The sequence below is a fragment of the Nocardiopsis prasina DSM 43845 genome, assembly GCF_000341265.1.
GTDB lineage: Bacteria > Actinomycetota > Actinomycetes > Streptosporangiales > Streptosporangiaceae > Nocardiopsis > Nocardiopsis prasina.
On the sequence record NZ_ANAE01000105.1, the window covers coordinates 22,316 to 34,940 of the forward strand.

The following is a 12,625-nucleotide window of genomic DNA, read 5'->3' on the forward strand; positions in this document are numbered from 1 at the left end:
TAACGTCTCGGACATGTCAGTGAAAAAAGTCACAGGTCTGGGTGATGCGCCAACGCCCGGACTGACAGCCCCCTCGGCCTATCGAGCAGCGGTGATCGGCACCGGCTTCATGGGACGCGTCCACACCCACGCCGTCCGCGCCTCAGGCGGCGAGGTCGTCGGGGTGGCCGGATCCTCCCCCGGCAAAGCCGAGGACTTCCGCGCCGCGCACGGCCTCCCCCGAGCCCACGCCGACGCCCTCGAACTCATCCACCGATCCGACGTCGACGTGGTGCACGTGTGCACCCCCAACCACCTGCACGCCCCCCTGAGCCAGGCGGCCCTCGCAGCCGGAAAACACGTGGTCTGCGAGAAGCCCCTGGCCACCGACGCCGAGACGGCCCGCGGCCTCACTCAAGCCGCGCACGAGGCCGACCGCGTGGCCGTCGTCCCCTTCGTCTACCGCTTCCACCCCATGGCCCGCGAGGCCCGTGCCCAGGTGGCCGCGGGCGCCGTCGGCCGGGTCGGCCTCGCCCACGGCGGCTACCTCCAGGACTGGCTCCTCTACCCCCAGGAGGACAACTGGCGCGTGGACCCGGAGATCGGCGGCCCCTCCCGGGCCTTCGGCGACATCGGCTCCCACTGGTGCGACATGCTGGAGTTCGTCACCGGCGACCGCATCACCGCCGTCAGCGCCCAGACCTCCCGGTTCAACGATCACCGGGGCGAGGGCGGAGGCCGCGCGGTCACCACGGAGGACCTGGTGACCTTCCAGTTCTCCACAGCGGGCGGAGCCGTCGGCAACGCCGTGATCAGCCAGGTCTCCCCCGGCCGCAAGAACCAGCTCGTGCTGGAGGTCTCCGGCACCGAGGGGTCGCTCCGCTTCGACCAGGAACGGCCCGAGACCCTCTGGGCGGGCGGGCGCGACCGCACCGGGATCGTCTCCCGCGACGACCCCGGCCTCAGCCCGGACGCCGCCCGTCTGGTCACCCTTCCGGTGGGCCACCCCCAGGGCTACCAGGACTGCTTCAACGCCCTGGTCAAGGACACCGGCGCCGCCGTGGCGGGCGGGGAACCCGAGGGTCTTCCCGTCTTCGCGGACGGTCTTCGGGCCGCCGTGCTCGCCGAGGCGGTGTTGGAGTCCGCCCGGGAACGCCGCTGGGTCGACGTACCCCCGGTCGAGTCCCGGACGGGGCACTGAATGGCCGCCCCAAGGGTCGGCCTCGTCCAGGTTTGTACGAATGACCGACACGCCCTCGTCCCCGTTCACCTGGAACTGTTACGGAACGTGAACCCAGGGGCCTCAACAGGTCACTCAGGGCCCCTGTTCATCGTGACCGCCACGACGGACAATGCAGACATCGCCACGGTCGCGTCCGTGCGGCGCCTCCCGCCGTGCACGCGAACGCGGCGAGCCGTCCGTCCTGCCCACGCTCGTCCCTGCCCCCGACGAAAGGAGCCGCCGTGACCTGATCACACCGATGAGGCGGCCACCCCCCGCTTCCGAACGCGATAGCAGGTACTCCCCGACGGTTCGCACCCGCCGCACGGCCCCCGCCGTGCACGCGAACGCGGCCACCGTCCCTGCCGTCGGCGCCGGCACGCCGCACGGACTCATCGACCCCCCACCCCCAGGTGAGGTTTCCCGTGATCAGAAGATCCCTACGAACGCTGGGCGCCCTGACGGCGAGCGTCGCGTTGGCCCTCGGGCTGACGTCGGTCCCGGCCCAAGCCGACGCGGACGAACAGGACCCGTTCACCGCGCTCATCTTCTCCAAGACCACCGGCTTCCGGCACGACTCCATCCCCTACGGCGTCGCCCTCTACGAGGCGCTCGCCGAGGAGCACGGCTTCGAGACCGAGCACTCCGAGGACTCCGACATCTTCAACCCGGAGGACCTGGCCCGCTTCGACGCGGTCATCTGGCTCTCCACCACCGGCGACGTCCTGGACGAGACCCAGCAGGCCGCGTTCGAGGAGTACGTGCAGGGCGGCGGCGGCTACGTCGGCGTCCACTCCGCCTCTGACACCCACTACGACTGGGAGTGGTACGGCGACCTGGTCGGGGCGTACTTCGCCAGCCACCCGCCCGGCACCCAGGACGCCGAGGTGATGGTCAACGACCGCACCCACCCCTCCACGTCCATGCTCCCGGCCAGCTGGGACCGGCACGACGAGTGGTACGACTACGACGTCAGCCCGCGCGGTGACGTCCACGTCCTGGCGGGCCTGAACGAGGCCTCCTACGAGGACGTCGTCGACCCCGCCGGACAGATGGGCTTCGACCACCCGATCGCCTGGTGTCAGGTGTACGACGGCGGCAGGTCCTGGTACACCGGCGGCGGCCACACCGTCGAGTCGTACTCGGAGCCGGAGTTCACCGCCCACCTCCTCGGAGGCCTCGAGTGGGCCGCCGGACAGGTCGAGGGCGACTGCGGCGCCACCCAGTGGGACAACTTCGAGAAGGTCACGCTCGCCCAGGGCGAGGAGAACGTCGGCGAGCCCATGGGCATGGCGGTGCTCCCGGACGGCCGGATCATGCACACCTCCCGCAACGGCCAGGTGTCCATGTGGTCCCCCGAGACCTACAGCACCAACGCGCTCGCGGACGTGCCCGTCTACGACCACGACGAGGACGGGCTCCAGGGCATCGCGCTCGACCCGGACTTCGAGGAGAACGGGTGGGTGTACCTGTACTACGCGCCCGTGATCGACGGCGTCCCCTCGGGTGCCGCACCGGAGAACGGCACAGCGGAGGACTTCGAGCCCTTCGAGGCGCACAACAACCTGTCGCGCTTCCAGTTCGTGGACGGTGACGAGCCGTCCCTGGACCTGGAGAGCGAGCAGGTGATCCTGGAGGTCGAGGCCACCCGCGGCATGTGCTGCCACGTCGGCGGCGACATCGACTTCGACCCGGACGGCAACCTCCTGCTCTCCACCGGCGACGACACCAGCGCCTTCGGTTCGGACGGTTTCAGCCCGCACGACGAGCGGGAGAGCCGCAACCCGGCCTTCGACGCCCAGCGCGGCTCGGCCAACACCAACGACCTGCGCGGCAAACTGATCCGGATCGCCGTCGACGAGGACGGCGGCTACGAGATCCCCGAGGGCAACCTGTTCCCGCCGGAGACCTCCGACGCCGACCTGACCCGCCCCGAGATCCTCGCGATGGGTCTGCGCAACCCGTTCCGGTTCTCCGTGGACCAGAACGACGGCAGCGTCTACCTGGCCGACTACGGACCGGACTCCCCCGTGGCCGACCCCGAGCGCGGCCCCGAGAACACGGTCACCTGGCACCACATCACCGAGCCGGTCAACATCGGCTGGCCGTACTGCATCGGGAACAACTCCGCCTACAACAAGTACGACTTCGGATCCGGCACGTCCGGGGAGCCGTTCGACTGCGACGCCCCGGTCAACGAGTCGCCGCGCAACACCGGCCTGACGGAGCTGCCCCCGGTCACTCCGGCGGCGATCTGGTACGGCTACGACGAGTCCGAGGAGTTCCCGCACCTGGGCACCGGCGGCGGCGCCCCGATGGGCGGTCCGGCGTACAGCTTCGACCCGGAGCTGGAGTCGGACAACAAGTGGCCCGAGTACTACGACGGCGTCCCGCTGCTGTACGAGTGGAGCCGCCAGTGGATCAAGCAGGTGCACCTGGACGACGAGGGTGATGTCCTCGACATCACCGAGACCGTCCCGGACATCGACCTGGCCAACCCCATGGACATGGAGTTCGGCCCGGACGGCGCCCTGTACGTGCTGGAGTACGGTTCCGGCTGGTTCGGCGGGGCCGAGGACTCGGCGATCTCCCGCATCGACTACTCCGGGTCGGGCAACAGCCCGGTGGCCCGGATCAGCAGCAGCACCACCTCCGGCCCCGCGCCGCTGACCGTGGAGTTCTCCGGCGAGAACTCCTTCCACCCCGGAGGCCTGGCCTTCGACTACGCGTGGAACTTCGGGGACGGCACGACCTCGACCGATCCCGCTCCCACGCACACCTTCGAGGAGGCGGGCCGGTACAACGTCAGCCTCACGGTGACCGACACCGAGGAGCGCACGGGCACGGCCACCGTGACGATCACCGCGGGCAACACCGCGCCCGAGGTCGCCTTCGACACGCCCCGGGACGGTCAGTTCTTCGACTGGGGCGACGAGATCCCGTTCGACGTGACCGTGGAGGACGCCGAGGACGGGTCGATCGGCGACGGGATCGACTGCGGTGAGGTGGACGTCACCTCGTCGCTGGGCCACGACACCCATGCCCACCCCTGGACCCAGTACGAGGGCTGTGAGGGTGTGAGCGTCACCGGGACCGACGGCGGTCACGGCCACGACATGAACATCTTCTGGGTCCTCCAGGCCGAGTACACCGACCAGGGCGGGGACGGCGTTCCGTCCCTGACCGGCAGCGACGGGATCAAGCTCAACCCGTCGCGGATGCAGGCGCAGTACTTCACCGGCAGCGAGGGAGTGGTCACCGACGCCACCGAGGACCCCAACGGGGGCCTGCGCAACCTCGGCGGCATCCACCACGGCAGCTGGGTCGCCTACGACCCGGTGAACCTGCACGGGGTCGAGCAGATCGGCTTCCGTGTGGCCTCGGAAGGGGCGGGCGGCACCATCGAGGCCCGCGCCGACTCCCCCGACGGCGAACTGGTCGGCTCGGTCGACGTCGAGCCCACCGGCGGCTGGCAGGAGTGGACCGACGTCACGATGGAGGACGTCACCGACCCCGGCGGCACCATCGACCTCCACCTGGTCTTCGTCAACGACGAAGCCGGGGACGAGGCGCTGTTCAACGTCAACTACTTCGACGTGAACGCGGACCACGACGGCGGCCACGGTGACAGGCCCGAGGCCGAGCTGACCAGCCCGGACGACGGCGCGGCCTTCGGGTCGGGCGAGGACGTCCCGCTCGCGGCCGACGTCACCGACCACGGTGACGCCGGGATCGAGGAAGTGGAGTTCCTCGTGGACGGGCAGGCGGTCGCCACGGTGACCGAGGGCCCCTACGAGGCCACCTGGTCCGACGTCCCCGACGGCGAGTACGCGGTCAGCGCGGTGGCCACGGACGGCGAGGGCCGCACCGGCACCTCCGCCACCCACACCATCACGGTCGGCGACGAGCCCGCCCCCGTGGAGTGCGCGCCGCCCAACCTCGACGACGGCTACCGCGCCCTGTGGGACGGGGAGTCCCTGGACGGCTGGAACATGGCCGGTCCGGGCGGCTTCGAGATCGTCGACGACGGTGACGGGTGCGTCCTCCAGACCGAGGGCGGGATGGGCCTGCTCTGGCACGAGAACGAGCTCGGCTCCTACCGCCTGAAGCTGGACTACCTCACCCACGAGGAGTCCGACAACTCCGGTGTCTTCGTCGGCTTCCCGGACCCGGGCGACGACCCGTGGGTCGCGGTCAACGAGGGCTACGAGATCCAGATCGACCCGTACGGCGCCCCCGAGGGCGACCCCCTCACCCAGACCGGGGCCATCTACACCTTCCAGGCGGCCACCTCCCACCCGGAGGTCGTGGGCGAGTGGAACACGATGGAGATCGAGGTCGACGACCCGATGATCCGCGTGTGGATCAACGGCGAGCTGGTCAACGAGTTCGAGAGCACCGACCCCGCCCGCGACCTCTCGGCCGGGCACGTCGGGATCCAGAACCACGGCGCGAACGACCTCGTGTGGTTCCGCGACGTGCAGGTCACCGACCTGGAGGACGAGACGGAGACGTTCACCTTCGCCGAGGTCCACGAACGGGTCGGGGAACTGGCCGAGGCGGGCGCTCTGACCGCCTCCGAGGCCACCCGGCTCACCCGCCAGCTGGAACTGGCCGAGCACAACGTGAGCGTGGGCCGGCCCGCGCAGGCCGGACGCTCGCTCGACCGGTTCCGGACGACCGCAGAGACCGTGGCCGACCCCGAGACCCGAGAGGAGCTGGGGCGCCTGGCCGACGGCCTCGAACACCTGACCGCAGTACCCGAGTAGTCCCGGATCAGCAGTAACGCGACGAACCGTGGCGGGGCCGTCCCCGGCCCCGCCACACCCCCGCGGCGTCGTTCGCACGGCACGCGCCGCCCGTCACCAGGCCAGTGTCAACCTGACAGGAGGTGCCCGTGAGCACCGACCCCTTGAGCACCAAGCAGGGGAAGACCCCCGACCCGGAGAGCGGCGAGGCCGCCCCGGACCGGACCGCGGGGGTCCACTCCGCGAACTCCAATCCCACCACCTGGTGGCTGACCGGCGGCTCCGTTCTGCTGGTCGGCGCCGTCGTCGCCGCGGTGGTGCTCTTCTTCGGGGGCGGGGACGACCAGGTCTCCCCGGACCCGGCCCGGGTGGCCGAGCTGGAGGCCTCCGCCGACGCCCGCCACGTGGACCAGGTGTCCAGCCTGATCGGCCACACCAGGGCCGCCCACGAGGAGCTGGTCCCGGCGCTGGAGTCCCTGAACGGGGTCCTGCCCGCCGACGGCTCCGCACCCTCCGACGACTTCCCGGACTCCGAGGAGATCGACGCCTGGCTCGGCACCATCCGCGACGCCGGGGCCCACTTCGACCTCGGCGACTCCGGCCAGACCGACTTCAACGTCACCCTCGCCGGGCTCGACGGCTCCGTGGACCTGCTCGGTTCGGCGGTGAGCGCCTACCAGTCCGCCTCCCAGGCCGACGGGGACCAGCGGACCGAGCTTCTGGAACTGGCCGCCGACCTGCGCGACCAGGCCGTGAAGGCCTGGTCGGTGGCGGCCACCCAGCTCGACATGGTCAGCATCGACGCCGGGCACGGCCACATCCACCTGTACCTGCCCTCCGAACCGGGCAGCGGCGCCCTCCAACCCGACGAGGCCGAGGACGGCGACGGCGCGACCGGGGACGGGCCGCCGCCCGCCCACGACGGCCACTGACCCGGGGCCTCCACCAGCACCAGCACGACAACCAGCAGGGGAGCACATGACACGCATCGGAGTGTGGTTGGTCGGGGCGCGCGGGTCGGTCGCCACCACGGCCGTCCTGGGCGCGCTGGCAGTGCGGGCGGGCGCCGCCGAGCGGACGGGGTGTGTGACCGAACGCCCCGAGTTCGCCGACGCGGGCCTGCCCGGCCTCGGTGACCTGGTCTTCGGCGGCCACGACCTCTCGGACACCCACCTGTCCAAGAGCGCGGAGCCGCTGGCCAGGTCCGGAGTGGTCCCCCCGCACCTGCCCGAGGCCTTCGCGGAGGAGCTCGACGCGGTGGACCGGCGCGTCCGCCGGGGCGTGGAGCCTCGGCCCGAGGGGTTCGCCCGGTGTCATGTGGACCGTCTGGAACAGGACCTGCGCGCGTTCGCCGAACGCGAGGCCGTGGAGCGCGTGGTGGTCGTGGACCTGTCCAGCACGGAGCCCGCCCCGGAGCGGGTTCCCGAGCTGGACGAACCCGAACAGCTGGAGGCGGCCCTGGACGCGGGGACCGCCCGGATCCCGGCCAGCTCGGTGTACGCCTACGCGGCCCTGCGGGCGGGGTGCTCCTTCGTGGAGTTCACCCCGAACGCGGGGCCGCGCCCGCCCGCGCTGGCGGCCCTGGCACAGGAACTGGGACTGCCGTGGGCGGGCTCGGACGGCAAGACCGGGGAGACCCTGGTCAAGAGCGTGCTCGCGCCGATGTTCGCGGCCCGGGCGCTGCGCGTGCGCTCGTGGTCCTCCATGAACCTCCTGGGCGGCGGCGACGGCGCGACCCTCGCCGACCCCGCCAGCAACGACAACAAGACCGCTTCCAAGGCCCGGGGCCTGGAGCACCTGCTGGGGCACCCGGTGGACGGGCCCCTGCACATCGACTACGTGCCCGACCTGGGTGACGCGAAGACCGCCTGGGACCACGTGTCCTTCGAGGGGTTCCTGGGCACCAGGATGAGCCTCCAGTTCACCTGGTCCGGCTACGACTCGGCGCTGGCGGCGCCCCTGGTCCTGGACCTGGCTCGGCTGGCCGCCCACGCCCACCGGACCCGCCGGTCGGGCCCGGTCCCGGAGCTGGGCTTCTTCTTCAAGGACCCGGCCGGGAGCGACGTGCACGGGCTGGTGGCGCAGTGGGAGGCACTCACCGCCTGGTGCGCCGGACCGGCCGAGGGGGCGGGGCGCGGATGAGCCGGAAGCTGAGGTCCCTGGCCCGGCTGGTGCGCCTGCCCGCCGCGTTGACCGTGCTCGGCGACTCCCTCACCGGCGCGGCCGCCGCGGGTCGGCTGGACCGGCCCGGCACGTGGGCCCTCCCCGCGGCCTCGGTGTGCCTGTACTGGGCCGGGATGGCCCTCAACGACCACGCGGACCGCGACCTGGACGCGGTCGAGCGCCCCGAACGCCCGATCCCCTCCGGTGAGGTCACCCCGGGCGAGGCCCTGGCCGTGGCGACCGGACTCACGGCGGCCGGTGTGGGGATCGCCGCGCTGGCCGGGGGCCGCCGGTCCGCCCTGGTGGCCACCGCCCTGGCCACCACCGTGTGGACCTACGACCTCGTCCTCAAACCCACGCCGCTGGCCCCGCTGGGCATGGCGGTCAACCGGGGACTGGACGTGCTGCTCGGTGCCGGTGACCGGACCGGCGCGGCCGCGCTGCCCGCGGCCGCTATGGCCGTCCACACCTACGGGGTGACGACGCTGAGCCGGGGAGAGGTCCACGGAACCCGGTCGGAGGTGGCCGCCGGGGCGCTGTCCTGCACCCTGGCCGGGGCCACCTTGGCGGCGTACCCGGCGCGCACGGCTCCCGCCACCGTGCGCGGTTCGCTGGGCGAGCTGGCGGCCGGGGCCTTCGCGGGGTCGTTCGCGACCACCGTGGGGACGGCCCAGGCCCGCGCGTTGGCCGAACCCAGTGCGGACCACGCGCGCGCGGCGACCGGGACCGGTATCCGGGGGATGATCCCGCTCCAGGCGGCGCTGCTCTCCCGGTACGGGGCGGTGGGCACCGCGTGCGCGTTGGCCGCCGGGGCACCGGTGACCGCGCGGGCGGCGAGGGCGGTGTCGGTGACATGAGCGAACAGCTGAGGCTGGGGTACGGGACGAACGGGTTCTGGGACCACCGGCTGGTCGACGCCCTGGCGATCATCGCCGACCTCGGTTACGAGGGGGTCGGCCTCACCCTGGACCACCCGCACCTGGACCCGTTCTCCCTGGACGTGAAGGCCCGGGTGGCGGCGGTCGCCCACAGGCTGGACGAGCTGGGGCTGGCGGTGGTCGTGGAGACCGGCGCCCGGTACCTGCTGGACCCGCGCCGCAAGCACGAACCCACCCTGGTCTCCGACCGGGACCGCGACGTGCGCGTCGATCTGCTGCGCCGGGCGGTGCGGATCGCCGACACCCTCGGCGCGGAGGCGGTGTCCTTCTGGTCGGGCATCCTGCCCGCCGGGGCCACGCGGGAGGAGGGGCGCGAACGGCTCCTCTCCGGTGTGGAGAAGGTCCTGGTGACGGCGGAGGAGCTCGGCGTGGACCTGGCCTTCGAGCCCGAGCCGGGCATGTTCGCCGAACGCCTGGAGGACGTCCTGGAGCTGCGACGCGCGCTGGGCGACCCCGCGCGGCTCCGAGTGACCCTGGACGTGGGGCACGGCGTGTGCAACGAACCCGACGGCCCCGAGGGAACGGTGGCCCGAGCCGGGGACCTGATCGCCAACGTGCAGCTGGATGACATGCGCCCCCGTGTGCACGAACACCTGGAGTTCGGTGAAGGCGACCTCGACCTGGCCGGGGTGCTGGGCGCCCTTGACCGTGTGGGGTACACGGGGCTGGCCTCGGTGGAGCTGCCCCGGCACGGGCACGCCGCCCCGCTGGTCGCCGAGCGCTCCAAGCGGGCGCTGGACGCGGCCTGGTCCCGGGTGCTGGAGGAACGGGGGAAGACGGAGTGATCAGCGCGGGCGGAGAGCGAGCCGGGAGGGGAGGCACCGTGGCGGACGTCGGTGACCTGTTGGAGGAGGACGCGCGTACGCGGCTGGCCGCGTTGCGCGCCGAGGTGGCCGAGCATCCGGAGCGCGTCGCGGTGCTCTTCCCCGCCGCCGCGCGCCGGGTCGCGCGCGGCGCCGGACCCTCCGGCGACCCCACCGGGGCGGAGGGGCCGACCCTCGACGACCTCGTGCGCGCTGACCTGCTGCGCGTCCTGGCCCAGGCGCTCTCTCCGGGCGACCTGGCCGGGGAGGTGAACGCCCTCTACGAGTACGGGGACGCCGAGGAACGTCGCGCCGTCCTGCACGGGCTGGACCGCCTGGACACCCGGGAGCCCGAGGTCGCCGCCACCGCCCGACGCCTGCTCGCGGACGCCCTGCGCACCAACGACACCCGCCTGGTCGCCGCGGCCGCGGCCAGCGGGACCCAGGCCCTGCTGGACGACCACGCCTGGCGCCAGACCGTGCTCAAGTGCCTGTTCGTCGGGGTGCCGCTGCGTCTGGTGGCGGGGGTGGACGAGCGCGCCGACGCCGAGCTGGCCCGCATGTGCGCGGACTTCGCCCGTGAACGCGAGCGGGCGGGCCGCGCGGTGCCCGCCGACGTCCACCGGGTTCTGGAGCGCTTCCCCCGGGTCGCCGGCCCGGACCGCCCACAGGACCCGACCCCCCGCTCATAGGAGGCGTCATGCGTATCTTCGACCCGCACATCCACATGACCTCGCGGACCACCGCCGACTACCAGGCGATGCACGACGCCGGAGTGCGCGCCCTCGTGGAGCCCGCGTTCTGGTTGGGACAACCGCGCACCAGCGTGGGCTCCTTCCGCGACTACTTCGACGGCCTGGTCGGGTGGGAGCGCTTCCGCGCCGCCCAGTTCGGTATCCGCCACCACTGCACGATCGCGCTCAACCCCAAGGAGGCCAACGACCCCCGCCTGGCCGGGGTGCTCGACCTCCTCCCCCGCTACCTGGCCAAGGACGGGGTGGTGGCCGTGGGCGAGGTGGGGTTCGACTCGCGGACCTCCGAGGAGGAGAAGGCCTTCCGGCACCAGCTGGAACTAGCCCGGGAGTTCGGTCTGCCGGTGCTGGTGCACACCCCGCACCGGGACAAGGTCGAGGGCACCCGGCACACCCTGCGGCTGGTCGAGGAGTCGGGGATCGCCCCGGAGATGGTCCTGGTGGACCACCTCAACGAGACCACCGTGGAGATGGTGCGCGACTCCGGGTGCGTGCTGGGCTTCTCCATCTACCCGGACACCAAGATGTCCCCGGAGCGGATGGTGCGCGTGCTGTCCGAGTGGGGCCTGGACCGCATGGTGGTGAACTCGGCGGCCGACTGGGGGCACAGCGACCCGCTGACCACGCTGTACACGGGTCAGCGGATGCTGGAGGCCGGGTTCACCGAGGACGACGTGGACCGCGTGCTGTGGCGCAACCCCGTGGAGTTCTACGGGCGCAGCGGCCGTCTGCTGCTGGAGGAGGGCGCGGGACCGGCGACCGCGGCCACCTATTCGGGCAACTCGATCCTGCGCGGCGAACGTCCGGAAGCGGGGCCGCCGGAGGGCGCGGCGGAGGACCCGCGAGGGGGCGCCGAGTGAGGTTCCGGCACCCCGACGGCACCGTCGTCCACCTCGCGTACTGCACCAACGTCCACCCGGCCGAGGACCTGGACGGCGTCCTGCGCCAGATCCGGGTGTTCGGCGGCGGGGTCCGCGCTGCCCTGGACACCGACCTGCTCGGGCTCGGCCTGTGGCTGCCCGCGCCCCTGGCCCGCGAGCTGGCCCGCTCCCCCGCGCTCACCGACCGGCTGCGGACGGGGCTGGCGGCCGCCGGGCTGGAGACCGTCACCCTCAACGCGTTCCCCTACACGGGGTTCCACGCGCCCGTCGTCAAGCACGCCGTGTACTCCCCCGACTGGACCGAGCGCGCCCGCCTGGACTACACCGTGGACTGCGCGCGGGTGCTGGCCCGGCTCATGCCCGACGACGCCGCGAGGGGCAGCGTCTCCACTCTGCCCCTGGCGTGGCGGGAACCCTGGGACGCCGGGCGTCAGGCCGCCGCGCGGGGCCACCTCACCGAGCTCTCCGCTGTGCTGGACGGTCTGGCCGACGCGGGGCGCCCGGTCCGGGTGGGCCTGGAACCCGAACCCGGCTGCGCCGTGGAGACCACGCGGGACGCCGCCCGCCTCCTCGCCGACCCGCCCCCGCACGTGGGCGTGTGCCTGGACACCTGCCACCTCGCAGTGGAGTTCGAGGAGCCGGGCGCCGCGCTGGACCGACTGGACCGGGCCGGACTCCCGGTGGTCAAGACCCAGGCGTCGGCCGCCGTGGAGGCGCCCGACCCGACCGCCCCGGGGACGCGCGCCGCCCTCGCCGCCTTCGCCGAGGACCGGTTCCTGCACCAGACCCGCGAGCTGGACGACGACCGCACCCGGGCCCGGGACGACCTGCCCGAGGCCCTCGACGGTCCCCGTCCCCTGGAAGGCGGGGGCCCCTGGCGCACCCACTTCCACGCGCCCCTGCACTCGCCGGCCGCCGCTCCCCTGCGCGGCACCACCGACCACCTCGACCGGACCCTGTCCCGCCTGTTCGGCCCCGACGGCGCCCGCACCGACCACGTGGAGGTGGAGACCTACACCTGGACGGTGCTGCCCGAGGACCGGCGCCCGGTCGGTGAGGAGGGGCTGATCGCCGGGATCGCCGCCGAACTGGCCTGGGCCCGGGACCGGCTCACCGCGCTCGGGCTCACCCCGCTCTGA

General features: G+C 72.8%; 9 protein-coding genes. All 9 read left to right on the forward strand.

From position 1 onward, the window contains the following. Positions 1 to 19 precede the first annotated feature (19 nt). The 9 genes from D452_RS0109390 (at position 20) to eboE (ending at position 12,625) form a co-directional block, all read left to right on the forward strand. Positions 20 to 1,180 carry a Gfo/Idh/MocA family protein gene (locus D452_RS0109390; protein WP_026129133.1) on the forward strand — a complete coding sequence of 387 codons (1,161 nt, stop codon included), beginning with the start codon at positions 20 to 22 and terminating at the stop codon, positions 1,178 to 1,180. Between the two features lie 446 nt (positions 1,181 to 1,626). Then, on the forward strand, positions 1,627 to 5,970 hold the full coding sequence (locus D452_RS0109395) for a ThuA domain-containing protein (RefSeq protein ID WP_026129134.1): 4,344 nt from the start codon (positions 1,627 to 1,629) through the stop codon (positions 5,968 to 5,970). A gap of 128 nt (positions 5,971 to 6,098) precedes the next feature. Further along, a complete protein-coding gene (locus D452_RS0109400; RefSeq protein ID WP_017543897.1) occupies positions 6,099 to 6,881 on the forward strand; it encodes a hypothetical protein in 783 nt (260 codons plus the stop codon). Between the two features lie 46 nt (positions 6,882 to 6,927). Beyond that, positions 6,928 to 8,091: an inositol-3-phosphate synthase gene (locus D452_RS0109405; protein WP_017543898.1), complete on the forward strand. Its 1,164-nt coding sequence runs from the start codon at positions 6,928 to 6,930 to the stop codon at positions 8,089 to 8,091. After that, complete coding sequence (locus D452_RS0109410; RefSeq protein WP_026129136.1) at positions 8,088 to 8,969, forward strand: SCO3242 family prenyltransferase; 882 nt, start codon at positions 8,088 to 8,090, stop codon at positions 8,967 to 8,969. Before D452_RS0109405 ends, D452_RS0109410 begins: the two co-directional genes overlap by 4 nt. Next, positions 8,966 to 9,835, forward strand: a complete 870-nt coding sequence (locus D452_RS0109415; protein ID WP_026129137.1) for a sugar phosphate isomerase/epimerase family protein — start codon at positions 8,966 to 8,968, stop codon at positions 9,833 to 9,835. Before D452_RS0109410 ends, D452_RS0109415 begins: the two co-directional genes overlap by 4 nt. A 38-nt stretch (positions 9,836 to 9,873) precedes the next feature. Continuing rightward, positions 9,874 to 10,545, forward strand: a complete 672-nt coding sequence (locus D452_RS28015) for an EboA domain-containing protein (RefSeq protein ID WP_083927480.1) — start codon at positions 9,874 to 9,876, stop codon at positions 10,543 to 10,545. An 8-nt stretch (positions 10,546 to 10,553) separates the two neighbouring features. Then, on the forward strand, positions 10,554 to 11,465 hold the full coding sequence (locus D452_RS0109425; RefSeq protein ID WP_017543900.1) for a TatD family hydrolase: 912 nt from the start codon (positions 10,554 to 10,556) through the stop codon (positions 11,463 to 11,465). Beyond that, positions 11,462 to 12,625, forward strand: coding sequence for a metabolite traffic protein EboE (eboE, locus tag D452_RS0109430; RefSeq protein ID WP_017543901.1), 1,164 nt, complete (start codon positions 11,462 to 11,464; stop codon positions 12,623 to 12,625). The genes D452_RS0109425 and eboE overlap by 4 nt, the downstream gene beginning before the upstream one ends.